The 24133-nt window shown below is 68.9% G+C and carries 20 protein-coding genes and 1 pseudogene; 15 read left to right on the top strand and 6 right to left on the bottom strand.

The window, feature by feature from the left end; all coding sequences use genetic code 11:
- Positions 1-181: 181 nt before the first annotated feature.
- Positions 182-910, top strand: coding sequence for a 1-acyl-sn-glycerol-3-phosphate acyltransferase (locus A5753_RS17020; protein ID WP_067130540.1), 729 nt, complete (start codon positions 182-184; stop codon positions 908-910).
- Here the strand turns inward: A5753_RS17020 and A5753_RS17025 are convergent.
- Positions 907-2187 (bottom strand): glycosyltransferase 87 family protein, encoded by a 1281-nt coding sequence (locus A5753_RS17025; protein WP_067130543.1) that lies wholly within the window; start codon positions 2185-2187, stop codon positions 907-909. The two genes, A5753_RS17020 and A5753_RS17025, sit on opposite strands and share 4 nt — an antisense overlap.
- Positions 2188-2295: 108 nt before the next feature.
- Between A5753_RS17025 and A5753_RS17030 the strand changes: the two genes are divergently transcribed.
- The 3 genes from A5753_RS17030 (at position 2296) to A5753_RS17040 (ending at position 5207) form a co-directional block, all read left to right on the top strand.
- Positions 2296-3165 (top strand): hypothetical protein, encoded by an 870-nt coding sequence (locus tag A5753_RS17030; protein ID WP_369829332.1) that lies wholly within the window; start codon positions 2296-2298, stop codon positions 3163-3165.
- A 74-nt stretch (positions 3166-3239) separates the two neighbouring features.
- Positions 3240-3734, top strand: coding sequence for a polyadenylate-specific 3'-exoribonuclease AS (locus A5753_RS17035; protein ID WP_067130548.1), 495 nt, complete (start codon positions 3240-3242; stop codon positions 3732-3734).
- A gap of 84 nt (positions 3735-3818) precedes the next feature.
- Positions 3819-5207: a class II 3-deoxy-7-phosphoheptulonate synthase gene (locus tag A5753_RS17040; RefSeq protein ID WP_067130551.1), complete on the top strand. Its 1389-nt coding sequence runs from the start codon at positions 3819-3821 to the stop codon at positions 5205-5207.
- 35 nt (positions 5208-5242) lie between these two features.
- Here A5753_RS17040 and A5753_RS17045 read toward each other — a convergent pair.
- Positions 5243-6457: pseudogene (locus A5753_RS17045) on the bottom strand (protein kinase); the annotation flags it as partial.
- 188 nt (positions 6458-6645) lie between these two features.
- On the opposite strand from A5753_RS17045, the gene A5753_RS17050 reads away from it, so the two are divergent.
- Positions 6646-7050: an Rv2175c family DNA-binding protein gene (locus tag A5753_RS17050; protein ID WP_067130554.1), complete on the top strand. Its 405-nt coding sequence runs from the start codon at positions 6646-6648 to the stop codon at positions 7048-7050.
- 10 nt (positions 7051-7060) lie between these two features.
- On the opposite strand, the gene A5753_RS17055 is transcribed toward A5753_RS17050, so the two are convergent.
- Both A5753_RS17055 and idsA2 read right to left on the bottom strand, forming a co-directional pair.
- Complete coding sequence (locus A5753_RS17055; RefSeq protein WP_067130557.1) at positions 7061-8602, bottom strand: alpha-(1->6)-mannopyranosyltransferase A; 1542 nt, start codon at positions 8600-8602, stop codon at positions 7061-7063.
- Positions 8603-8606: 4 nt separating this feature from the next.
- On the bottom strand, positions 8607-9656 hold the full coding sequence (gene idsA2, locus A5753_RS17060) for a bifunctional (2E,6E)-farnesyl/geranyl diphosphate synthase (RefSeq protein ID WP_067130560.1): 1050 nt from the start codon (positions 9654-9656) through the stop codon (positions 8607-8609).
- A 260-nt stretch (positions 9657-9916) separates the two neighbouring features.
- Here idsA2 and A5753_RS17065 point away from each other — a divergent pair, with 260 nt between their 5' ends.
- Positions 9917-10816 carry a mycobacterial-type methylenetetrahydrofolate reductase gene (locus A5753_RS17065; RefSeq protein WP_067130563.1) on the top strand — a complete coding sequence of 300 codons (900 nt, stop codon included), beginning with the start codon at positions 9917-9919 and terminating at the stop codon, positions 10814-10816.
- On the opposite strand, the gene A5753_RS17070 is transcribed toward A5753_RS17065, so the two are convergent.
- Positions 10813-11463 carry a DUF3153 domain-containing protein gene (locus tag A5753_RS17070; RefSeq protein WP_067130566.1) on the bottom strand — a complete coding sequence of 217 codons (651 nt, stop codon included), beginning with the start codon at positions 11461-11463 and terminating at the stop codon, positions 10813-10815. The two genes, A5753_RS17065 and A5753_RS17070, sit on opposite strands and share 4 nt — an antisense overlap.
- A 147-nt stretch (positions 11464-11610) precedes the next feature.
- Positions 11611-12219, bottom strand: coding sequence for an N-acetyltransferase (locus A5753_RS17075; RefSeq protein ID WP_067130569.1), 609 nt, complete (start codon positions 12217-12219; stop codon positions 11611-11613).
- Positions 12220-12553: 334 nt separating this feature from the next.
- Between A5753_RS17075 and A5753_RS17080 the strand changes: the two genes are divergently transcribed.
- From A5753_RS17080 to murD, 9 genes are all read left to right on the top strand, one after another.
- A complete protein-coding gene (locus tag A5753_RS17080; protein WP_067130572.1) occupies positions 12554-12955 on the top strand; it encodes a DUF3040 domain-containing protein in 402 nt (133 codons plus the stop codon).
- Between the two features lie 399 nt (positions 12956-13354).
- A complete protein-coding gene (mraZ, locus tag A5753_RS17085; RefSeq protein WP_067130575.1) occupies positions 13355-13786 on the top strand; it encodes a division/cell wall cluster transcriptional repressor MraZ in 432 nt (143 codons plus the stop codon).
- Positions 13761-15020: a 16S rRNA (cytosine(1402)-N(4))-methyltransferase RsmH gene (gene rsmH / locus A5753_RS17090; protein WP_156656144.1), complete on the top strand. Its 1260-nt coding sequence runs from the start codon at positions 13761-13763 to the stop codon at positions 15018-15020. The genes mraZ and rsmH overlap by 26 nt, the downstream gene beginning before the upstream one ends.
- On the top strand, positions 15017-16279 hold the full coding sequence (locus tag A5753_RS17095; RefSeq protein ID WP_067130582.1) for a hypothetical protein: 1263 nt from the start codon (positions 15017-15019) through the stop codon (positions 16277-16279). The genes rsmH and A5753_RS17095 overlap by 4 nt, the downstream gene beginning before the upstream one ends.
- A complete protein-coding gene (locus A5753_RS17100; protein ID WP_067130585.1) occupies positions 16276-18339 on the top strand; it encodes a penicillin-binding protein 2 in 2064 nt (687 codons plus the stop codon). Before A5753_RS17095 ends, A5753_RS17100 begins: the two co-directional genes overlap by 4 nt.
- Before the next feature lie 157 nt (positions 18340-18496).
- A complete protein-coding gene (locus A5753_RS17105) occupies positions 18497-20041 on the top strand; it encodes a UDP-N-acetylmuramoyl-L-alanyl-D-glutamate--2,6-diaminopimelate ligase (protein ID WP_197694729.1) in 1545 nt (514 codons plus the stop codon).
- A complete protein-coding gene (gene murF, locus A5753_RS17110) occupies positions 20038-21588 on the top strand; it encodes a UDP-N-acetylmuramoyl-tripeptide--D-alanyl-D-alanine ligase (RefSeq protein ID WP_067130589.1) in 1551 nt (516 codons plus the stop codon). Before A5753_RS17105 ends, murF begins: the two co-directional genes overlap by 4 nt.
- Entirely contained in the window at positions 21585-22664 is a 1080-nt protein-coding gene (gene mraY / locus A5753_RS17115; RefSeq protein WP_067130592.1) for a phospho-N-acetylmuramoyl-pentapeptide-transferase, read from the top strand. The genes murF and mraY overlap by 4 nt, the downstream gene beginning before the upstream one ends.
- On the top strand, positions 22664-24133 hold the full coding sequence (gene murD / locus A5753_RS17120) for a UDP-N-acetylmuramoyl-L-alanine--D-glutamate ligase (RefSeq protein ID WP_067130594.1): 1470 nt from the start codon (positions 22664-22666) through the stop codon (positions 24131-24133). Before mraY ends, murD begins: the two co-directional genes overlap by 1 nt.

Consider the following 24133-nt stretch of genomic DNA (forward strand, 5'->3'; position numbering starts at 1 on the left):
GGTCCCCCCGGCGACGGCCCCGCCCCGCCGGGCGACGCCAAAGACGCCATGTCGCGGACCCGTTATCAGCCCATCCCGGTCACGCTCGAGGAATGAGCGGACTGCATCGCAGGTGGTCCCTGCCGAGGGGGATGGGTACAGTTGGCGCAGAACATCAGCGGGACAGCCGAGAGGGAGCGCCATGTGGTACTGGCTATTCAAGTACGTGCTCCTCGGCCCGCTGCTGTCGCTGCTGGGGCGGCCGAAAGTTGAAGGCTTAGAACATGTTCCGAGTTCCGGGCCGGTGATCCTGGCCAGCAACCACTTGGCGGTGATGGACAGCTTCTACCTTCCGCTGGTGGTGCGGCGCCGAATCACGTTCCTGGCCAAGTCGGAATATTTCACCGGCACCGGTTTGAAGGGCTGGTTCCAGCGGTGGTTCTTCACCGCCGTCGGCCAGGTCCCGATCGATCGCACCGACGCCGACAGCGCCCAGGCCGCGCTCAACACCGCCCAGCAGGTGCTGAGCCAGGGCAAGTTGCTGGGCATGTACCCCGAGGGGACGCGCTCGCCGGACGGGCGGCTGTACAAGGGCAAGACTGGGCTGGCGCGATTGGCCCTTGAGACCGGTGTCCCGGTGATCCCGGTCGCGATGATCGGCACCAACGTCGTCAACCCGCCCGGGACGAACATGCTGCGATTCGGCCGGGTCACCGTGCGCTTCGGCAAGCCGATGGATTTTTCCCGGTTCGACGGGCTGGCCGGCAACCGCTTCATCGAGCGGGCCGTGACCGACGAGGTGATCTACGAGCTGATGGGGTTGTCCGGCCAGGAATACGTCGACATCTACGCGGCGAGCCTGAAGAAGGACGGCAGTGACGACGCGGCCGACGGCGAGGCCGTGCGGATCCCCGAAACCGCCGCCGGTTAGCCGGCCGCGGTCACCGGCGTCAGCTGCTGCGGAGCCGCATCCCGCGCGACCCTGCGGGCGGTGACGGTGACTCCGACAGTGACGATGACCGCCAGCGCCCACCACACGTAGGACATCCCGGCCAGCTGCCGCCACCAGGCCGCGCTGGCCTCGTGATGCTTGGGCATCAAGTCGATCGGCGACCAGCGCATCAGCGCCACTCCGATAGTCGTGATCACCAGCAGCGCCGCGTTGCGTCGACGCCAGCCCAAAATTCCGGTCACCAGCAGCGTAGGCAGCACCCAGACCCAGTGGTGCGACCAGGACACCGGCGACACCACCAATCCGAACAGCGCGACGCATACCAGCGCAAGGGTGGGCTCTTCGGCGCGCAGCGCCCGTCGCATCGCCCAGACGGTCATCGCGAGCACCAGCAGCGACGCGGCCACCCAGAGCAGGGACCGTTCCTGCTCTCCCAGCCCCAGCCGGGCCAGGGCGCCGGCGATGTTCTGATCGGTGTTCAGGGACGCAGAACCGATCCGGTCGGTGTGATGCACGGTGTGCGTCCAGTACTCCCACGAGTCGTTCCACGCCAGAACGAAGCCGAGCAGCGTCGCCCCCACAAAAGATCCCAGCGCGGTCAGCGCCGCGCGGTTGTCACGGCGCAGCAGGAAATAGAGCAGGAACACCGCCGGGGTCAGTTTCAACGCCATGCCCAGGCCCAGCAGTAAACCGCGCGGCCACGGCGTGCGCCGCGGCAGACAGTCGGCGATCACGAGCGTCATCAGTACGACGTTGATCTGGCCGAAGGCGAAGTTCGAGCTGATCGGTTCCAACCAGATCGACGCCGCCGCCGCGGCGACGATGGCCAGCCACAACCTGCGCAGCCAGGCCGGGCCGGGCAGGGCCGCCGAGGTGCTCCACACGTCCAGGCGCGCCAGCACCATCACCGTCGCCACGACCAGCAGCACCAGCGTCAAAGCGGTGATGGCGACACTGGCGGTGGGCATGTGCATCCAGGCGAAGGGGCAGAACACGATGGCCGCCAGCGGCGGGTAGGTGAACGGCAGATCCACGATCGGTGTGTGGAACAGCGCATCCCCGCGGTACAACGGGTGGCCGTCCATCCAGGCCCGGGCGCCCATCTGATACACGTCAATGTCGATGCGATAGGGCGTGTGCCCGAACAGCTGCCACGCCGCATAACTCAGCCCCGCGGCGGCCACCAGCCAAGCCGGCACCCACCACAGCACCCACCCGGGTCGATTGCCCGCGCCGGGCGCCTGCCGTGTACTCATGTCGCACCACAGCGTAATGGGTGCCCGGTCCCCGACCCGCCTGGTGCAGCGCGGGTCCCACCCCGATGGCGCAGACAGGCGTAGGTTTCAGGGGTGCTCCGTTCGTTCGTGGCCGAGGTGACCCGATGGTTCGCACACGATGTCCACGACAGTGGCCACCTGCCACTGCTGTGCTGCCTGGTGGCCTTCATCCTGACGTTTTTCGTCACGCGCACGTTCGTGCGCTTCATCCGCCACCGCGCCGGCGCCGGCCGCCCCACGCGGTGGTGGCACCCGCGCAACGTCCACGTCGGGGGGGTTCACATCCACCACGTGACCTTCGGGGTGGTGCTGACCCTGCTCTCCGGCTTGATGCTGGTCACGCTGTCAATCGATGGTCATGAGCCCGAGTTCATCGTTGCTGCAACGCTTTTCGGAATCGGGGCCGCTTTGGTCCTGGACGAGTACGCACTGATCCTGCACCTGTCGGACGTCTACTGGTCAGAGGACGGCCGCACCTCGGTGGACGCGGTGTTCGCCGCGGTGGCCGTCGCCGGACTGTTGATCATGGGACTGCATCCGCTGATGTTCTTCCTGCCGATCTGGCACGGTGCCGACTCGACGGTGCTGCGGGCCGTGGTGGGCAGCGCGATGGCGTTGACGTTGCCGATGGCGGTCGTGGTGGTGCTCAAGGGCAAGGTGTGGACCGGCCTGCTGGGCATGTTCCTGGTCATCCTGTTGGTCATCGGCGCCATCCGGTTGTCGCGCCCGCACGCCCCGTGGGCTCGCTGGCGGTACTCCACGCGGCCGGACAAGATGCGCCGCGCGCTGCAACGCGAGCGGACGCTGCGGCGCCCGGTGGTGCGCGCCAAGCTGTACTTGCAGTGCGCCATCGCCGGCACACCTCGGTTGCCCGACGAACGCACGGTCGACGCGACGCTCGATCACGAGGTCCACCCCGCGCCTGCGCCCACTGGGCCCATCCTGATCAGTCGATAGTCCGCGGCCCCGATCGCCCGGCTCCTCGCTCGCGTCGTTCCGGCGCCAGCCGTCGTCGGTCTAGGCTTCCCCGGGTGCGGTATTTCTACGACACCGAATTCATCGAGGACGGCCGCACCATCGAGCTGATTTCGATCGGTGTGGCCGCCGAAGACGGCCGGGAGTACTACGCGGTGTCCACGGAATTCGACCCCGAGCGCGCCGGGCCCTGGGTGCGCGCCAATGTTCTGCCCAAGTTGCCGCCGCCGGCCTCGCAGCAGTGGCGCTCACGCCGGCAGATCCGGGAAGACCTGGAGGCCTTCTTCGGCCTGGATTCTGGGGGGGCGGCCCGCGAGCCGATCGAGCTGTGGGCGTGGGTGGCGGCCTACGACCACGTGGCCTTGTGCCAGCTGTGGGGGACCATGCCGGAGCTGCCGCGGTCCATTCCCCGCTTCACCCGCGAACTGCGGCAGCTATGGGAAGACCGGGGCAGCCCCCGGATGCCGCCGCGGCCGCCCGATGCGCACGACGCGCTGGTCGATGCGCGCGATCAGCTCCGCAGATTTCGGCTCATCACATCCGGCGACTGAACCGCGGGCCGAACACGCCGGCGAGTCACGTTCGCGCAGATCAGCCCTGACCGGGGGCGTGCGCGCCCCCGCTAAGATGGACCGATGAACTGGACCGTCGACATACCGATCGATCAGCTGCCGCCGTTGCCGCCGCTGCCGACCGATCTGCGGGCCCGGTTGGACGCCGCGCTGGCCAAACCGGCCGCCCAGCAGCCCAGCTGGCCTGACGACCAGGCGACGGCGATGCGTACGGTCCTGGAGAGCGTCCCGCCCGTGACGGTGCCGTCGGAGATCCTCCGGCTGCAAGAGCAGCTCGCCCAGGTGGCCCGGGGTGAGGCGTTCCTGCTGCAGGGCGGCGACTGCGCGGAGACGTTCACCGAGAACACCGAACCTCACATTCGCGCCAACGTGCGCACCCTGTTGCAGATGGCGGTGGTGCTCACCTACGGCTCGAGCATGCCGGTGGTCAAGGTGGCCCGCATCGCGGGGCAGTACGCCAAGCCGCGGTCGGCCGACATCGACGCGCTGGGGCTGAAGTCTTACCGGGGTGACATGATCAACGGCTTTGCCCCCGACGCCGCCGTGCGCGAGCATGACCCGTCGCGGTTGGTGCGCGCCTACGCCAACGCCAGCGCGGCGATGAACCTGGTTCGGGCGCTGACGTCTTCGGGATTGGCCTCGCTGCATTCGGTGCACGACTGGAACCGGGAGTTCGTCCGGACGTCGCCGGCCGGCGCCCGGTACGAGGCGCTGGCCACCGAAATCGATCGCGGCTTGCGCTTCATGAGCGCCTGCGGGGTGGCCGACCGCAACCTGCAGACCGCCGAAATCTACGCCAGCCACGAGGCTTTGGTGCTCGACTACGAGCGATCCATGCTGCGCCTTTCCCAGAGCGACGGCGGCGAACCACGGCTGTACGATTTGTCGGCGCACACCGTGTGGATCGGCGAGCGGACCCGCCAGCTCGACGGCGCCCACGTCGCCTTCGCCGAGGTGATCGCCAACCCGATCGGGGTCAAGATCGGCCCGACGATCACCCCCGAACTGGCCGTCGAATACGTCGAGCGGCTCGACCCGCACAACAAGCCCGGCCGGCTGACCCTGGTGAGCCGGATGGGCAACAACAAGGTTCGCGATCTGCTGCCCCCGATCGTGGAGAAGGTCCAGGCCACCGGTCACCAGGTGATCTGGCAGTGTGATCCGATGCACGGCAACACCCACGAGTCGTCCAACGGCTACAAGACCCGCCATTTCGACCGCATCGTCGACGAGGTGCAGGGCTTCTTCGAGGTGCACCGCGCGCTGGGCACCCACCCGGGCGGCATCCACGTCGAGATCACCGGCGAGAACGTCACCGAGTGTCTTGGTGGGGCGCAAGACATTTCGGACAACGATTTGGTCGGCCGTTACGAAACCGCTTGCGACCCACGGCTGAACACCCAGCAGTCGCTGGAGTTGGCCTTCCTCGTTGCCGAGATGCTGCGCGACTGACTTCCTCCAGAGGTGTTCGCCGGGCCCTGCCCGGCCACCAATCCGTTGAGATTGCTCCCGACGGTCCACGCCGCGGTGGCGGCCAGCCCGGTGATCGCCAGCACCAACGCCACCCAGACCAGCACCATGCGCCGGCCGTGCTGGCGCGCCCACACGAATTCGCTGATCGGGATGCCCGCGAATTCGCCTGTGACAGGCTCGTATTCGTATTCATCGTCGGGCTCGTCGTCGGTCGGTGCGGGGCGGTTCGGCTCCGGCCAATCCTCGGGACCCCGTGTCATCTGGCGAGTGGGTTGACGCACCGGCGCCGGCCCGGCTGGCGCGGGCTGCTGCGCGGTGGCCGGGCGTTGGGTGGTCCGGCTGCGCTGCAGCGCCGCCGACCGGTGTTGTGCGGAGTTTTGTGGCGCCGGCACCCGAAAATCTGGCAGCGCAAGCTCTTCGGCGATCGCATCGAGGTCGGCACGCATCTGCATCGCGTCGGCATAACGCTCAGCCGGGTCGCGGGCAGTCGCACGCTCCACGAATTCGTCGAATTGCGCGGGCACACCGTCGATGGCCGCGCTGGGCGGCGGCACGTCGGTGTCGAGCCGTTGGTAGGCGAGCGACAACGCCGAATCGCCGGTGAACGGCGTGCGCCCGGTCAGCAGCTCATAGGTCATGATCCCCGCGGAGTAGACGTCGCTGCGCGGACTGGCGTCGCCGTTGCGCACCTGCTCGGGTGACAGGTAGGCCGCGGTGCCCAAAATCACGCTGGCAGAGGTGATTCCGGCCGCTGCGACGGCCCGGACCAACCCGAAGTCGGCGATCTTCACCTCGCCGTCGTCGGAGATCAGCACGTTCTCGGGTTTGACGTCGCGATGTACAAGGCCGGCCCGGTGCGCGGCGGCCAGCCCGCCCAGCACCGGACGAAGCACCGCCACGACCGCGTAGGGAGGCATGGGTCCGCGTTCGCCCAGCAACTCGCGCAGCGTGCCACCCTCGATGAGCTCCATCACCAGAAACGGGTGCCGGGCGTCCAGGCCCTGGTCGTAGACCGCCACCAGCCCGGGATCCTTGAGCCGCGCCACGGTTTGGGCCTCGCGCTGGAACCGGGTCAGGAATTGCGCGTCGCCGGCGTAGCGGGAATCCATCACCTTTATCGCGACGGGCCGATCCAGCCGGGTGTCCAGGCCGCGATACACCGTCGACGTTCCGCCGCTGGCGATCCGGGACTGAATCCGGTAGCGGCCGTCCAGCAAAGCGTTGTCCAAGGGATCGGCCGGCCCGGCTTCGGGTCGGCGACGATGCGGCCCGGCCCGGCCCGAGGCGGGGGTCCCGCCCGCTCGCGGGGAAGGGCCGGGCGGTTCGGCTTTGGCCACTGGGCCATCGTAAGTGCGCGCCCGGGATTGCCCGGCAGAACACGGGCTCAAGGTCGGCATCTAGGCCTACACTTGCCCGGATGAGCAGTATTCCTGCCGGCGACGATGTGCTCGAGCCCGACGAGCCGATTTATGACTTGAAGCGGGTCGCCGAATTGATGGGGGTGCCGGTCACCAAGGTGCATCAGCAACTCCGGGATGGCCACCTGGTTGCGGTCCGGCGCGGGGAGGGCCTGGTGGTACCGCAGTTGTTCTTCACCAAATCCGGTGAGGTGGTCAAAAGCCTGCCGGGCTTGTTGACAATCCTGCACGACGGCGGCTATCACGACACGGAGATCGTGCGCTGGTTGTTCACCAGGGACCCCTCGTTGACGGTCACCCACGACGGCAGCCGGGATGCCCTCAACAACGCGCGTCCCGTCGACGCCCTGCACGCCCATCAAGCGCGGGAAGTCGTGCGCCGGGCACAAGCGATGGCCTACTGAGCCCGGTCGCTCATCCGACGGTGACGTCGGCTCCCTCGGTTTGCCGTGCGGGTGCTCGATGCAGGCTGTACCAGGCGATCAGCGCGCAGGTGGTGGCCAGCGAGAAGTGCAGCCACGAGTACATGCCATGGGAGCCATCGGGTTTGAAGATCACCATCACCCAGGTCGACAAGCCGCCGATGATCGCGACCGCGCTTCGCGACTGCGCCAGCGGGGCGACGATCGCCAGCGGCCATGAGTAGTACCAGGGCAGGGCGGCCGGCACGAACAGCACCACGATCAGCATCGACCAGGCCATGCCGGTCAGCGCGGCCCTATCGTCGCGGCGAAACCGCCACCACAACAGCGGCAGCGAAACCGCGATGACCGCGATGCCGACCAGCCGGGTGACGCGAAGAATCGGATAGAAGCTCACCGGGAAGAACCCGCTGCCGATCGCGTGGATCAGGTTGGCGGCCGCGGTCGGCACCGTCAGCCAGTTGATGATCTTCACCGAACCGGCCAGCGCGGTCAGCCAGCCCAGCCCGACGCCGGCCACCGCGGACAGGACCGCGAAGACCACGGCGAAGATCAACAGCGATAACGCCGTCGCCGCGAAAAACGCTGGCACCGGCTGATACCCACGTCGATCGCACAGATGCCGCATCCACACCCACACCAAGAACGGCAGCGCGATGCCCGCGGTGGCTTTGACCGCGATGGCGACCGTGATCAGCGTGATGCCCGCAACGTGGCGGCCACCGAACGTCAGCGCGACACCGGCGGCCATCAACCCCACCATCAGCATCTCGTTGTGCACACCGCCCATCAGATGAATGAGCACCAGGGGGTTGAGCACACAGATCCACAGCGCCGTCGAACCGTCGGCGCCCAGGTGGCGCGCCACGCGCGGTGTCGCCCAGACCAACAGCACCAGGCCGGGCAGCATGCACAGCCGCAGCAACGCGGTGCCCGCCACCACGTTGTTGCCCACGATGATGGTGATGATTTTCGCCACCAGAATGAACACCGGGCCATAGGGCGCGGTCGTGATCGACCAGATGGGACTGACGTTGTCCAGCAGGCCGTTCGGGTTGGCGACGGGACCGACCGTGTACGGATCCAGGCCGTCGCGCAGCAGCGCACCCTGCGCCAGATACGAGTAGGTGTCCCGGCTGAAGACGGGCACCGACACCAGCAGCGGCGCCAGCCAGAAGCCGGTGGTGGCTTTCATGACGAACTCGCTCGCCTCGCCCGCCAGCACCCGGCGGCCCAGGCTCAGCCACGCGATCAGCATCAGGCCGACGCCGGTCCACAACACGATCGACGACAGCACCAGCCCGTGGCCAAAACGCAACCAGGACATGTGCATTGATTCGAGCAGGGGGTCGTGTTGGCGCGTGCTGCCGGCGCCCAGGCCGCCCAGGGTGATCAGCACCGATCCCAGCAGGCCCAGCTTCGCGGGTCCGGAGTCGCCGGCGGCGACGAACGCCTTCAGCTGTGAAAACCATTCGCCCCGAGACGATTTGGCGGTCGGCGAATCCGCTGCGGGGCTGTCGGTGGGCGTCGTCATCGGTTCAGGCCGACCGGTTCGTGGCCAGCTTGGCCAGTTCGGACAGCCCCGCTTTGGCCGCGGTGTTGATGGGCGCGGCCGCCAGCGTGGCCAGCGCCCGCTGGGTAAGCGTGGCGATCCGTTGTTCGGCCGCGGCCAGGGCGCCCACCGCCTCGATGACGTCGCGCAGCTGATTTACCTGCGCGTCGGTCAGGCGGGCCCCCACCGAGGTCCGTAACAGGTTGGCCGCCACCGGGTCTGACTTCTCCGCCAGCTCCACTGCCTCGGCCAGCAGCACGGTGCGCTTGCCGGATCGCAGATCATCCCCGGACGGCTTACCGGTGACCGCGGGGTCACCGAAAACCCCCAGGACGTCGTCGCGCAGCTGAAACGCCACCCCGAGGTCCGTCCCGAACTGGCTGAAGACGTCGTGGACGTCGGGCCGGTCGGCCGCGGCGGCCGCCCCGAGCTGCAGCGGCCGGGACACCGTGTAGCAGGCCGTTTTGAAGGTGTCGACGTTCATTGCCGAGGCGATCGAGGCGGCCGCGCTGGCCTCGGCGACGATGTCGAGGTACTGCCCGCCGAGCACCTCGGTGCGGATGTTGGCCCACACCCGTCGCACCCGGCGCCCCGCCTGCGGCGTCAACTCGACACCGAAGACGATGTCGTCGGCCCACGCCAGCGCGAGATCGCCGAGCAGGATGGCGGCCGACATGCCGAACCGCTCGGGCGAGCCTTGCCAGTGCCGGTCGCGATGCAGCTTCGCGAACTGCACGTGCGTGGTCGGCCGGCCCCGGCGGGTCGAGGAGTCGTCGATCACGTCGTCGTGCACCAGCGCGCAGGCGTGCAGCAGCTCGAGAGCTGAAAACAGCAGCAGCACTTGCTCATTGGGGGATTCGGAGTTCACCGCGCGCCAACCCCAATAGGCGAACAGGGGCCGTAGCCGCTTGCCCCCGTTGAGAACGAAATCTTCCAGCGCCGCGATCAGGCCGCTGTAGTCGTCACCGATGTACGCGGTCTCGGCGCGCCGGTCATGCATGTACCGCCGCAATTGGTCGGTGATGGCCCCGGTCAACTCGACGGTTGCCGCTGCTTCTGAAGCTCCTGGGCTCAGCGCGGCACCCCTTTCTGCTCGGCTGACTGGGTGTTCCAGGCCCGACCAGTGTATTCGCCGCCACACCCGGGCCGCCCCGCACATGACCCGGACCGCCGGACCCAGTTGCTTCGCCTGCCTCACTAACCCGCCCCTATGCTGGCGGGTGCGCTGGGGCTCGCGCGGAATCCGCGCGGCCCACAGGGCGCGCCCCCGGGAATCGTCAGATGGAGAGAAGCCGCGTGACCCTCAACACCATTGCGCTCGAGCTGGTGCCGCCGAATGCCGACGAGGGTCGGGAGCGGGCACTCGAAGAGGCGCAGAAAGTGGTGCGGAATTCCGCCGAGTCCGGCCTCGACGGCCGGATCCGGCACGTGATGATTCCGGGGATCATCGCGGAGGACGACGACCGTCCCATTCAGATGAAACCCAAGTTGGACGTGCTCGACTTCTGGTCGGTCGTCAGGCCGGAACTTCCCGGCATCAAGGGCCTGTGCACGCAGGTCACCGCGTTCATGGACGAGCCGTCCCTGCGCGCGCGGCTGACCGAGCTGACGTCGGCAGGCATGGAAGGCGTTGTCTTCGTCGGCGTGCCGCGCACCATGAACGACGGCGAAGGCTCCGGCGTGGCCCCCACCGACGCCCTGTCGATCTACCGCGAGCTGGTGACCAACCGCGGCGTCATCCTGATCCCCACCCGGGACGGCGAACAGGGCCGGTTCAACTTCAAGTGCGACCAGGGAGCCACGTACGGCATGACCCAGCTGTTGTACTCCGACGCGATCGTGGGCTTCCTGAGCGAGTTCGCCGAAAAGACCGACCACCGGCCGGAGATCCTGCTGTCGTTCGGCTTCGTACCGAAGATGGAGAGCCGGGTCGGACTGATCAACTGGCTCATCCAGGATCCCGGCAATCCGGCGGTGGCGGCCGAGCAGGAGTTCGTCAAGCAGCTGGCCGCCGGCGAACCGGCGCAGAAGCGCCAACAAATGGTCGACCTCTACAAACGCGTCATCGACGGGGTCGCCGAGCTCGGCTTCCCGCTGAGCATCCATCTCGAGGCGACCTACGGGAATTCCGGGCCGGCCTTCCAGACGTTCGCGGAGATGCTCGCCTACTGGTCACCGGCGGGTCAGTACAGCTAACTCGGCGGCGGTTGGTCACGCGGCGCGGTCACGCGCGGTGACCGGTCCCGGCTGACCCAGGCCAAGAGACCCACCACGCCCGCGGCCGCGAACGACGCGATGCACAGCCACACCACCGCTCCGGTGAAGGACCGGGTGTTGGGGTCGGTGTAGCGGGCCTGGGCGGTCATGGTGCTCACCACGCCGGGTTTGAGCTTCCACGCCACCACGTCGGGTTCGACCCGGTCGCCGTTGGTCGAGGTCACCACTCCGGGAAAGGCTACGGTCAGCTCGACGTCGGCCTCGGGGTCGGTCAGCGAGGTCAGGTCCGCCCGGCCCTCCAGGAGCACCAGGTTGCCGTTGCGGCGCAGCGTCAGGTTCACCCCGGAGGCGTCGGAGTTCATGTTGGCCAGCTGCGGCAACTCTGCGAACGTCAGATCGGAGAACACCGCCTGCGAGCCGACGTAGCCGTCGCTGTCGTAGTTCGATACCGCCACCTTCTGGCTGAACGGCAGGTTGTTGCTGTCCAATTGTGGACCGGTGTCTTTGGAAGTCTTGGGCTTGGCGGCGGCGACGATCTCGCCGGACACCAGGTCGTCGGGGGAGATGGTGAGCGAGGCCCTGACCCGCAGGCATCCCGTGGCCAGCGGCACGAGCAGCAGCAACATCGCGATGGCCGTCAGGCGGCGCCGCCGAGCTCGAAACGCTCGGGATTTTCGGCTGCGGGACGGGGGAGAGCTGGCTCGCACCACGTCATCGTGCCAGATCCGATGCGCCACTTAATGGAGTCTTCCGGTGTGTGCCGACTTCGGGTGTCACAGCGGGAGCTTGCGGCCCAGGATCGCGAACGCCCGCGGGTCGCCGGCGAAGTGGTAGCCGCGGATGACATCGGTGAATCCCAGGCGGCGGTACAACCGCCAGGCGCGGTTGGGCTCACCGTTGGTTTCCGGCGTGGAGAGCAGCACATTTTGCTCGGCGCGACCGGACAGCAGCCGTCGCGCCAGCTTCTCGCCGAGACCGCGGCCCTGGGCGCGGGGATGGATGTGAAGCTCGGTCAGCTCGAAGTAGCTGTCCATCAGCCGGGAAATCTCCTGGGGTGGCGAACCGCCGCGCTGCATGCCCAGCACGACCTGCTGCTGCCACCATTGCCCGGGCGCACCGGGATAGCCGTAGGCCACGCCGAGCAGCGGGGCGCTGGCCAAGTCTTCCGCCGAGGGCGGTTGCGCGCCTGCGTCTTCGGCTTCCGGGGTTTCGACGACGCCCGCGCCCTGCCAGCCCCGCCGCCGGATGTGTTCGAGCCACATCGCGGCGCGCTGGTTCTCGGTGCCCCGCGGGTAGCGCATCGCATCGACGTACACCGCCAGGGCGTCACCCAGCCGACGTTCCATGTCGTTGGGAAGCAGATCGATGAGGAATATCGCCAACGCGCGTCCCCTCCTCATCGGTCGTGGCCTCGTGCGGCACCTCAGCTTTGGGCGCTCGCAGTGGACCCTGTCTTATCGCCCATTATCGGACTCAGGTGCGACGGCCGGACGGGCGGTCGCGGCACCGGGCCGGCGAGCCGCCGCGGTTCGGGAAGGCGGTTGTAGCGCACGGCCGTTCCGGTCTGGCAGAGGGCCATCGGGCGGGCGGGATAGAATCGGCGGCGAACCAGTGGTATGGGGCAGATCGACCTCGTATCATTGAATTAATGCCCCCGCAACGGGCATCTGCGTGTCACCGATAGTCACGTGCCACACCGTCGGCAAGGAGGGACGAATGCCACTCTCCGATCATGAGCAGCGGATGCTCGATCAGATCGAGAGCGCGCTCTACGCCGAGGACCCCAAATTCGCGTCAAGTGTTCGCGGTGGCGGGTTTCGTGCACCTACCGCACGTCGGCGGCTGCAGGGCGTGGCGCTGTTCGTCATCGGTTTGGCGATGCTGGTCTCCGGGGTGGCATTCAAGGCAACGATGATCGGAAACTTCCCGATTCTCAGCGTCTTCGGGTTCATCGTCATGTTCGGCGGAGTCATCTTCGCGATCACCGGGCCCCGGTTGTCCGGCAGGGCCGACCATTCCGGGCCGGCCCCCACTTCGCTGCGTCAGCGCCGCAACAAGGGCGGCGGTTCGTTCACCAGCCGCATGGAGGACCGGTTCCGCCGCCGCTTCGACGGTTAGGCGCGCGCACACGTTCGGGGTAGCCATCGGCTGCCCCGATTTGTTTTTCCCGGGACTCGGTGGCGTCGACCGCGCACCCCTGACAATCAACCGCCGATGCCGTTTTGCAGCTCAATCGAGCCCCAACCGAGGCGCGTCCCGGCATTCGCGCCCCACCGCGCCCCACTAAAGTTCCCACTACGCCCCACTAGGCGCGTTTTACCTGGTAAGCGCGGTTCGCCTGATGTTCCCGAACGCCCCCGCGCCTCCCTCGACACACCCCGTGCGACCTTTCCGCGGCGCTCTGACGCCCGATAACCCCGAAAACGCCACGACGACACTCCAAGAATGGGGCAGAGTGGGGGATTGTGGGGTATGGTGGCTGCAGTGTTTGGGTGACCCCAAAGGGGAGGTGAGCTGGTGTTTCTCGGCACCTACACGCCCAAACTCGACGACAAGGGGCGGCTGACGCTGCCCGCCAAGTTCCGCGACGCGCTGGCAGGGGGGTTGATGGTCACCAAGAGTCAAGACCACAGCCTCGCTGTCTATCCGCGGGCGGAGTTCGAGCAATTGGCCCGCCGCGTCAGCAAGGCCTCGCGGAGCAACCCCGAGGCCCGGGCGTTTCTCCGCAACCTGGCGGCCGGCACCGACGAGCAGCATCCCGACGCGCAGGGCCGGATCACGTTGTCGGCCGATCACCGGCGGTACGCGAACCTTTCGAAGGACTGCGTGGTCATCGGCGCGATCGACAACCTGGAGATCTGGGACGCGCAGGCCTGGCAGGACTATCAGCAGACCCACGAAGAGAACTTCTCCGCGGCCAGCGATGAAGCACTCGGCGACATCATCTGAGGCGCATGCCCGTGCAACGTGGCCTCTGACCGAACCGACCCTGGCGTACTTCCCCAACGCCAGGTTCGCCACTTCGGTCAGAGACCTCGATGCAGGGGCTGCCCATCTTCTCGAGCACCGGGTAAAGCCCGCCCGGGCGACACAGAGCGGCGCGAAGGTCCGTCACATGGGGCTCGCAGTGGCCGACGGGTGCCGGCAGATCCGTGGAGGCGTTGCGGTGGCGGAGAATTCGAGTTCCGACGACCACGGCCATGTCCCCGTCCTGCTGGAACGCTGCGTCGAACTGCTCACACCCGCGCTGACCCGTCACCACCCCGACGGGTCGGGCGCGACGCTGCTCGATGCCACCCTCGGTGCGGGCGGGCATGCGGAACGGTTCCTCACCGACCTGCCGGGGCTGCGGCTGATCGGACTCGACCGCGATCCCAGCGCGCTGGACATCGCGCGGTCCCGGCTTGAGCGCTTCGCCGACCGGGTCACGCTGGTGCACGCCCGCTACGACGGTATCGCCGCGGCGCTGGCCGAATCCGGTTATGCGGCAGCCGAATCGGTGGATGCCATGCTATTCGACCTCGGGGTGTCATCCATGCAGCTGGATCGCCCGGAGCGGGGCTTCGCCTACGCCCAGGACGCGCCACTGGACATGAGGATGGACCCCTCGTCGCCGCTGACCGCAGCCGACATCGTCAACACCTACGACGAGGCGAAGCTGGCGAACATCTTGCACCGCTACGGCGAGGAGCGGTTCGCACGTCGCATCGCCGCGCACATCGTGCGTCGCCGTACCCGTGAGCCGCTCACGTCGACATCGGACCTGGTAGCCCTGCTGTACCAAGCGATTCCGGCCGCTGCCCGGCGCACCGGCGGACATCCGGCCAAGCGCACGTTTCAGGCGCTGCGGGTCGCGGTCAACGACGAACTGGACACACTGCACCGCGCCCTCCCGGCCGCCCTGGACGCGCTGGACGTCGGCGGGCGCATCGCTGTGATGGCCTACCAATCGCTGGAGGACCGGATCGTCAAGCGGCTCTTTGCCCAGGCGGTCGCGTCGCGCACCCCGGTGGACCTGCCGGTCGAGCTCCCCGGCCATCAGCCGAGATTCACGTCGCTGACGCACGGCGCCGAACGCGCCGACACCGCCGAGGTCGAACGCAATCCACGCAGTGCCGCAGTGCGATTGCGGGCGCTGCAACGAATGGAATCCGAGCAGGCTAGCGGGAAAGGCGACGCATGAGAGCAGAACGCGAGACCTCGAAACGGCGCGGTGGCAGCGACCGTCGGGGCGGACGCGACGGTTCTGCGCGGCGGAGCACTCGTCGGGCGGCCGAATCCGGATCGGCGCGGCGCACCCGAAGCGGCCGGGGCTCGGCGCCCGTCCGCGAAGCCCGCGCGCCCAAGTCCGGACCGCAGACCAGCCCCATCGCCCGGCCGGTCGAGCGTCAGGCGCGGCCCAAGAGCGCCAGCCAGGCCAAGGCGCGGGCCAAGGCGCGAAAAGCCAAAGCACCCAAGGCGATTCGTCCACGCCTGACCGAACGCCTGGCCGCCCGGCTGGCATCGATCGATTTGCGGCCGCGGACGTTGGCCAGCAAGGTTCCGTTCGTCGTCCTCATCATCGGTGCGCTCGGCATCGGCCTCGGGCTCACGCTGTGGCTGTCCACCGACTCCGCCGAGCGCTCCTACAAGTTGAGCCATGCCCGGGAGCGGACCCGGTTGCTGCAGCAGCAGAAGGAAGCGCTGGAGCGCGACGTGCGCGAGGCGGAGGCCGCCCCGGCGCTGGCGGAGGCGGCCCGCAAGCAGGGCATGATCCCGAGCAGGGACACCGCGCACCTGGTCCAGGATCCGTCCGGGAACTGGGTGGTGGTGGGCACACCCAAGCCGGCCGACGGCGTTCCGCCGCCGCCGCTGAACAACAAGCTTCCCGACGAGGTGCCGCAGCCCCCCAAGCCGCCGGCGGCGCCCCCGGAGGTCTCGACCCGCGTCGAGTCGGCGCCCGGCGGCCCCGCCCCGGCCAGGTCAGGACCCGAAGCGCTGCTGCGCGCCCCGGACGGCGCGTCAACGGTGGGCGGTCAACACCTGCCGCCGGCGGTTCCGCCGGTGCCCGGCGCGCCTGCCGCCCCGGGGCTGCCGGTGACCGGTACGCTGCCCGGCATGCCAGGCGGACCGGCGACCGGTGCATTGCCCGGCGTGCCCGCTGCACCGGCAACCGGCCCGGTCACCGGGCGCGTACCCGGCGTCCTGCCGGGCTTGCCGACGCCGGGATTGCCCGTGCCCGGCGGACCCGCGACCCCTGCGGCCCCGCCCGAGATCCCGATTCCCCTGGGCGGGCTGCCGATTCCGGCTCCTGGCCAGGTGCCGACGCCGTTGCCCGCCGAGATTCCGGTCCCGTTGCAGTTGGGCCGTCCGGCGGCGCCGGCTCAACCGGTGGCCCCGGCCGCGCCGGCTAACAGCCTGCCCGGGCCGGCGGCCGTCGCGCCGCCAGGTGTGCCCAGGTGAGCCGCGGTGAATCCCCGCGGGCACGACGGTCGCAGTCCACACGGCCGACGCGTGGTCCACGCAAGGACCTGGAGGCCAAGGGCGTACGTCAACCCAAGCGGCGCGTGAAGCCTCAGGAAGCAGACGTTCGCGAGCCGAAGCGATCCCGCAAGGCCAAGCAAGCCAAAGGCGTCGGGGCGGCACAGCGGTCCGAGGCGGGAGTAACGGGGCACTCGGCGCGGCAGCGTCGCACCCGCCAGATCGTGGAGTTGACCAGCCGCGGCGGGTCGTTCGTCTTTCGGCATCGGGCCGGCAACGTGGTCATCCTGGTGCTGATGCTGATGGCCGCCGCCCAGCTGTTCGTCCTGCAGGTGACCAACGCCTCGTCGCTGCGCGCGCAGGCCGCCGGTCAGCTCAAGGTCACCGATGTGGAAAAAGCGGTGCGCGGCAGCATCATCGACCGTCATAAAGACCAGCTCGCCTTCACCATCGAGTCGCGTGCGCTGACCTTTCAGCCGAAACGGATCCGCAAGCAACTGGAGGAAGCCAAAGCGAAGAACTCCACCGCCCCGGATCCGCAGCAGCGGTTGCGCGATATCGCCAAAGAGGTTTCCAGCCGCCTGGACAACAAGCCGGACTCGGCAACCGTGTTGAAGAAGCTGCAAACCGACGACAACTTCGTCTATCTGGCGCGCGCCGTCGATCCCGCTGTCGCCAGCGCGATTTCGGACAAGTATCCGGAGGTCGGTTCGGAACGCCAGGATCTGCGCCAGTACCCGGGCGGATCGCTGGCGGCCAACATCGTCGGCGGCATCGACTGGGACGGCCACGGCCTGCTGGGTCTGGAAGAGGCGATGGACTCGGTGCTTTCCGGCACCGACGGTTCGGTCACCTACGACCGCGGATCCGACGGCGTTGTCATTCCGGGCAGCTACCGCAACCGGCATCGGGCGGTCAACGGCTCGATGGTCCAGCTGACGCTCGACGACGACATCCAGTTCTATGTGCAGCAGCAGGTTCAGCAGGCCAAGAATGTGTCTGGGGCGCATAACGTTTCGGCCGTCGTGCTCGACGCCAAGACCGGCGAAGTGCTGGCCATGGCCAACGACAACACCTTTGACCCGTCTCAAGACATCGGGCGTCAGGGCGACAAGCAGCTGGGCAACCTGGCGGTGTCCTCGCCGTTCGAGCCCGGCTCGGTGAACAAGGTGATCACCGCGTCGTCGGTTATCGAGTATGGGCTCACCAATCCCGATGAGGTGCTGCAGGTTCCCGGCACCATCCAGATGGGCGGGGTCTCCATCCACGACGCGTGGGAGCACGGCGTGATGCCTTACACCACCACCGGCGTGTTCGGAAAGTCCTCCAACGTGGGCACTTTGATGCTCGCGCAGCGCGTCGGGCCGGAGCGCTTCTACGATATGGTCCGCAAATTCGGTCTGGGGCAACGCACCAACGTGGGCCTGCCGGGGGAGAGCGCCGGGCTGGTGCCGCCAATCGATCAGTGGTCGGGCAGCACCTTCTCCAACCTGCCCATCGGGCAGGGTCTTTCGATGACGCTGTTGCAGATGACCGGGATGTATCAGACCATCGCCAACGACGGCCTGCGGATCCCGCCGCGGATCATCAAGGCCACCATCGCCCCCGACGGCACGCGCACCGAAGAGCCGCGCCCGGAAGGCGTGCGAGTGGTGTCGCCGCAGACCGCGCAGACGGTGCGCAACATGCTGCGTGCCGTCGTGCAAAAGGACCCGATGGGCTACCAGCAGGGCACCGGGGCAGCCGGCGCGGTGACGGGCTATCAGATGGCCGGCAAGACGGGTACCGCGCAGCAGATCAACCCGGCCTGCGGCTGCTATTTCGACAACGTCTACTGGATCACGTTCGCCGGAATGGCCACCGTCGACAACCCCCGGTATGTCATCGGCATCATGATGGACAACCCGGAGCGCAACGCTGACGGCACGCCGGGTCACTCGGCGGCCCCGCTATTCCACAACATCGCCGGCTGGCTCATGCAGCGCGAGAACGTGCCGCTATCGCCCGACCCGGGCCCGCCGCTGACGCTGCAGGCCACCTAGCGGGTCGCCGCCCGACCGCCGGGGTCCACCCAAACCTCCCGGAGCCGCCCGACGGCTGCGTCGGCGCGCGGATCGCCTCATGGCCGGTTGCGGCTAGGTAGGGTGTCATGGCCGATCATGAGGATGACGCGGGCGTCGGAGGGAGGTGCGAGCAGAAGTGGTGCCGGTGCCCACTGGGTTACGCCCCAGCGCCGCCGCGGGCGTGCTGCTGCCCGCGCTCGCCGAGCAGGTCGGCGCCGTGTTGGCCGACGGTCCTGGTCAGGGCACCGGCGTGACCATCACCGGGGTCACGCTGCGCGCCCAGGACGTGCTACCCGGTGACCTGTTCGCGGCGCTGCCCGGCCTGACCACCCACGGGGCCCGGTATGCCGCCGACGCAATCGAACGCGGCGCGGTCGCCGTGCTCACCGATCCCGCCGGAGTCGCCGAGATGACCGCGCCGACCGTCCCCACGCTGGTGCACCCCGATCCCCGCGGCGTGCTCGGCGGCCTGGCGGCCACGGTGTACGGGAACCCGTCCGATCGGGTGCCCGTCATCGGCATCACCGGCACGTCCGGCAAGACCACCACCACCTACATGGTCGAATCCGGTCTGCGCGCCGCCGGCCGCACGGCCGGGCTGATCGGGACCATCGGCATTCGCATCGACGGCGCCGACGTCCCCAGCGTGCTGACCACCCCGGAGGCGCCCGCACTGCAGGCGATGCTGGCCGCTATGGCCGAGCGGGGCGTGGACACCGTCGTCATGGAGGTCTCCAGCCATGCGCTGGCGTTGGGCCGGGTGGACGGAACCCGCTTCGCGGCGGGCGGTTTCACCAACCTGTCCCGTGATCACCTCGACTTTCACCCGACCATGGAGGACTACTTCAACACCAAAGCCCAGCTGTTCGAACCGGATTCGCCGCTGCGCGCGCGCCGCGTCGTGGTGTGCGTCGACGACGAGGCGGGGCGGGCCATGGCGGACCGGGCCGGCGACCCGATCACCGTCAGCGCCGAGGGCCAGCTCGCGCACTGGCGCGCCGTCGACGTGGCCCCGATGGGCGCTGGGGGACAACGGTTCACCGTCGTCGATCCCGCCGGCGCCCGGCATCGGGTTTCAGTTCCGCTACCCGGTCACTACAATGTTGCCAATTGCCTTGTGGCACTGGCCCTTCTAGAAGTGGTGGGAGTGGCGCCGGAGCGGGCGGCGCCGGGCCTGCGACAGACCCGTGTGCCGGGACGCATGGAACAGATCGACGCCGGCCAGGACTTCCTGGCGCTGGTCGACTACGCCCACAAGCCGGGTGCCTTGCGTGCGGTGCTAACCACGCTGGTGCGTCCGGGCCGCCGCCTGGCGGTGGTTTTCGGCGCCGGTGGCGAGCGCGATCCGGGCAAACGGGCGCCGATGGGCGCCACGGCCGCCGAGCTGGCCGACCTGGTCGTCGTCACCGATGACAATCCGCGCGGTGAGGACCCTGCTTCTATTCGTCGGGAGATCTTGGCCGGTGCGATCGAAAGTGGTGGCACGGCAGAGGTTGTCGAGGTCGCTGACCGGCGAGACGCCATCAGGCACGCGGTCGGCTGGGCGGGTCCAGGTGATGTGGTGCTGATCGCGGGCAAGGGTCACGAGACCGGGCAGCGCGCCGGCGGACACACCCGTCCCTTCGATGACCGGGTGGAGCTGGCCGCGGCGCTGCGGGACCTCAACGGGATACAGCGGTGATCGACCTGACCGTCGCCCAGATCGCCCAGATCGTCGGGGGCACCCTGTCCGACATCGCCCCGGACGACGCCGCGCAGCGTCACGTCACCGCTACGGTGGAATTCGATTCGCGCGCCGTCAAGCCGGGCGGGCTGTTCCTGGCGCTGCCGGGCGCGCGGACCGACGGGCACGACTTCGCGGCCGCGGCGGTGGCCGCGGGCGCGGTCGCGGTCCTGGCGGCGCGACCGGTCGGGGTTCCGGCCATCGTGGTGCCACCGCAACCGCCGGCGGCGCACCCGGATCGGGGATTGGCCGGGCTGCTTGAGCACGACGCCGACGGGTCCGGCGCGGCGGTGCTAAGCGCGCTGGCCAAGCTTGCTCGGGTGGTCGCCGCCGAATTGGTGGCCGGCGGGCTGACCATCGTCGGCATCACCGGATCTTCGGGCAAGACCTCGACCAAGGACCTGGTGGCCGCCGTGCTTGCGCCGCTGGGTGAGGTGGTGGCCCCGCCCGGGTCGTTCAATAACGAGCTGGGGCACCCGTGGACGGTGCTGCGCGCGACGGCCGATACCGACTACCTAATTCTGGAGATGTCGGCCCGCCATCCCGGAAACATCGCAGCGCTTGCCGAAATCGCCACACCGTCCATCGGGGTGGTTCTCAACGTCGGCACGGCGCACCTCGGCGAGTTCGGCTCACGCGAGGCCATCGCCCAGACGAAATCCGAACTGCCGCAGTCTGTTCCGGCTTCCGGCGTGGTGATCCTGAACGCCGACGATCCGGCCGTGGCGACCATGGCGAACGTGACCCCCGCCCGGGTGGTGCGGGTCAGCCGCGGGGAGCACACTGACGCGGGCGCCAGCGACCTGTGGGCCGGGCCGGTGTCGCTCGACGAGCTGGCCAGGCCGCGGTTCACGCTGCACCGCCGCGACGGGTCCGCGGTAAAGCAGGTGCCGGTGCACCTCGGCGTGTTCGGGGATCACCAGGTGAGCAATGCGCTGTGCGCGGCCGCGGTGGCGCTGGAATGTGGCGCCGACCTCGAACAGGTGGCGGCCGCACTCGCGGGCACGGGCCCGGTGTCGCGGCACCGGATGCAGGTCACCACCCGCGCCGACGGGGTTACCGTGATCGACGATGCCTACAACGCCAACCCGGATTCGATGCGGGCCGGCTTGCAGGCGCTGGCCTGGATCGCCCACGGCGGGGGTCAGGGGGGCTCACAGCGGCGGCGCAGCTGGGCGGTGCTCGGCGAGATGGCCGAGCTCGGTGAGGACGCTATAGCCGAGCACGATCGCATCGGCCGGCTCGCCGTGCGCTTAGATGTGTCTCGACTCGTTGTCGTGGGAAGTGGGAGGTCGATGAGCGCCATGCACCACGGAGCGGTCATGGAGGGTTCCTGGGGCGCGGGTGACAAAGGGGCCGTCAACGTCGCGGACAGCGACGCCGCGCTGGCCTTACTGCGGGCCGAGGTGCAACCCGGTGACGTCGTCCTGGTCAAGGCGTCGAACTCGGCGGGCCTTGGTGTGCTGGCCGACGCTCTGGCGGCCGAGGGCGGGACGCGCGCATGAGACAGATCCTCATCGCGGTCGCCGTCGCGCTGACCGTGTCGATCCTGCTGACCCCGGCGCTGATCCGGCTGTTCACCCGGCAAGGATTCGGCCACCACACCCGCGAGGACGGGCCGCCAACCCATCACGCCAAACGGGGCACGCCGTCGATGGGCGGCGTGGCCATTCTGGCCGGCATCTGGGCGGGCTACCTGGGCACGCACCTGGCCGGGATGGCCTTCGACGGGGAAGGCGTCACCGTGTCGGGCCTGTTGGTGCTGGGCCTGGCGACCGTGCTCGGCGCCGTCGGTTTCCTCGACGACCTGATCAAGATCCGCAGGTCGCGCAACCTCGGCCTGAACAAGACGACCAAGACCATCGGGCAGGTCGCCGCAGCGGTGCTGTTCGGCGTGCTGGCGCTGCAGTTCCACAACAACAACGGCCTGACGCCGGCCAGCGCGGACCTGTCCTACGTGCGCGAGATCGCCACCGTCACCCTGGCCCCGGGCCTGTTCGTGTTGTTCTGCGTGGTCGTCGTCAGCGCCTGGTCCAACGCGGTCAACTTCACCGACGGCCTGGACGGGCTGGCCGCCGGATGTATGGCGATGGTCACCGCCGCTTACGTATTGATCACCTTCTGGCAGTACCGCAACGCCTGCGTCACCGCCCCCGGGCTCGGCTGCTACAACGTGCGCGATCCGCTGGACCTGGCGCTGGTCGCGGCCGCCACCGCCGGCGCCTGCATCGGCTTTCTGTGGTGGAACGCCGCGCCCGCCAAGATCTTCATGGGCGACACCGGATCCCTGGCCCTGGGCGGCATCATCGCGGGGATCTCGGTGACCAGCCGCACCGAGATGCTCGCCGTCGTGCTCGGTTCGCTGTTCGTCGCCGAGGTCAGTTCGGTTGTGTTGCAGATCTTGACTTTTCGTACCACCGGGCGCCGGGTGTTCCGGATGGCGCCCTTTCACCACCATTTCGAGTTGGCCGGCTGGGCCGAGACCACGGTCATCATCCGGTTCTGGCTGCTCACCGCGATCGCCTGCGGGCTGGGCGTCGCCCTTTTCTATGGTGAGTGGCTGGGCGCGATCGGTGCCTGATGAGCGGTCTTGAGGCCCCTCTGGAACCCGTGCGACCCGGCACGCCGGTGCTAGTGGCCGGCGGTGGGGTAACGGGCAAGGCGGTGCTGGCCGCGCTGACCCGATTGGGCGCGGTGCCGACGCTGTGCGACGACGACCCCGTCCGGTTGCGGGACTACGCCGACGCGGGAGTGGCGACCGCGTCCACGTCGACCGCCAGCGAGCAGATCTCGCGCTACGCCCTGGTGGTCACCAGTCCCGGCTTCGCGCCGACGACGCCGCTGCTGGTGGCCGCGTCGGCGGCGGGGGTGCCGATCTGGGGTGACGTGGAGCTGGCCTGGCGGCTCGACGCCGCGGGCCGGTACGGGCCGCCGCGGCGCTGGCTGGTGGTGACCGGGACCAACGGCAAGACGACCACGACGTCGATGCTGCACGCGATGCTGACCGCCGGCGGCCGGCGCAGCCTGCTGTGCGGCAACATCGGCGACCCGGTGCTCGACGTGCTGGAGCAACCCGCCGAGCTGCTGGCCGTTGAGCTGTCCAGCTTCCAATTGCATTGGGCCCCTTCGCTGCAGCCCGAGGCCGGCGTGGTGCTCAACATCGCCGAAGACCACCTCGACTGGCACGGCAGCCTGGCCGCCTACGCCGCGGCGAAGGCGCGGGTGCTCGACGGCCGAGTGGCGGTGGTGGGCCTGGACGACGGCCGGGCGGCGGCGCTGCTGGACACCGCCCGGGCGCCGGTGCGGGTCGGCTTCCGATTGGGCGAACCGGCGGCGGGGGAGCTGGGCGTGCGCGAGGGCCACCTGGTCGACCGCGCCTTCGCCGACGACTTGGCCCTGTTGCCGGTCGACTTCATCCCCGTGCCCGGGCCGGTCGGGGTACTCGACGCGCTGGCCGCCGCGGCGCTGGCCCGCTGCGTCGGTGTGCCGCCGGAGGCGATCGCGGCCGCGATCGCCTCCTTCCGGGTCGGCCGGCACCGGGCCGAAGTCGTGGCCGTCGCGGACGGCATCAGCTATGTCGACGACTCGAAGGCCACCAACCCGCACGCCGCCGAGGCGTCCGTGCTGGCCTATCCCCGGGTCGTCTGGATCGCGGGCGGTCTGCTCAAGGGCGCGTCGGTCGACGCCGAGGTCGCCCGGATGGCGTCCCGGCTGGTCGGGGCGGTGCTCATCGGTCGAGATCGGCGAGAGGTTGCAGAGGCGTTATCGCGACACGCGCCGGATGTCCCCGTCCTGCACGTTGTGACAGGCGAGGATGCTGGTATGGATGCGACTGCTGTGGTTTCTGGGGCAGATGTGACAGAAGTGCAACTATCAAGTGACGATGTGGCCACAGCGGTGATGGACGCGGCGGTGACCGCGGCCCGCACTCTGGCGAAGCCCGGCGACACCGTCCTGCTGGCGCCGGCGGGCGCGTCGTTTGACCAATTCTCGGGTTACGCCCACCGTGGCGACGCATTCGCGTCCGCCGTGCGCGCGGCGCTCCGGTAG

This window comes from Mycobacterium sp. 852002-51971_SCH5477799-a (assembly GCF_001667145.1).
Taxonomy (GTDB): domain Bacteria; phylum Actinomycetota; class Actinomycetes; order Mycobacteriales; family Mycobacteriaceae; genus Mycobacterium.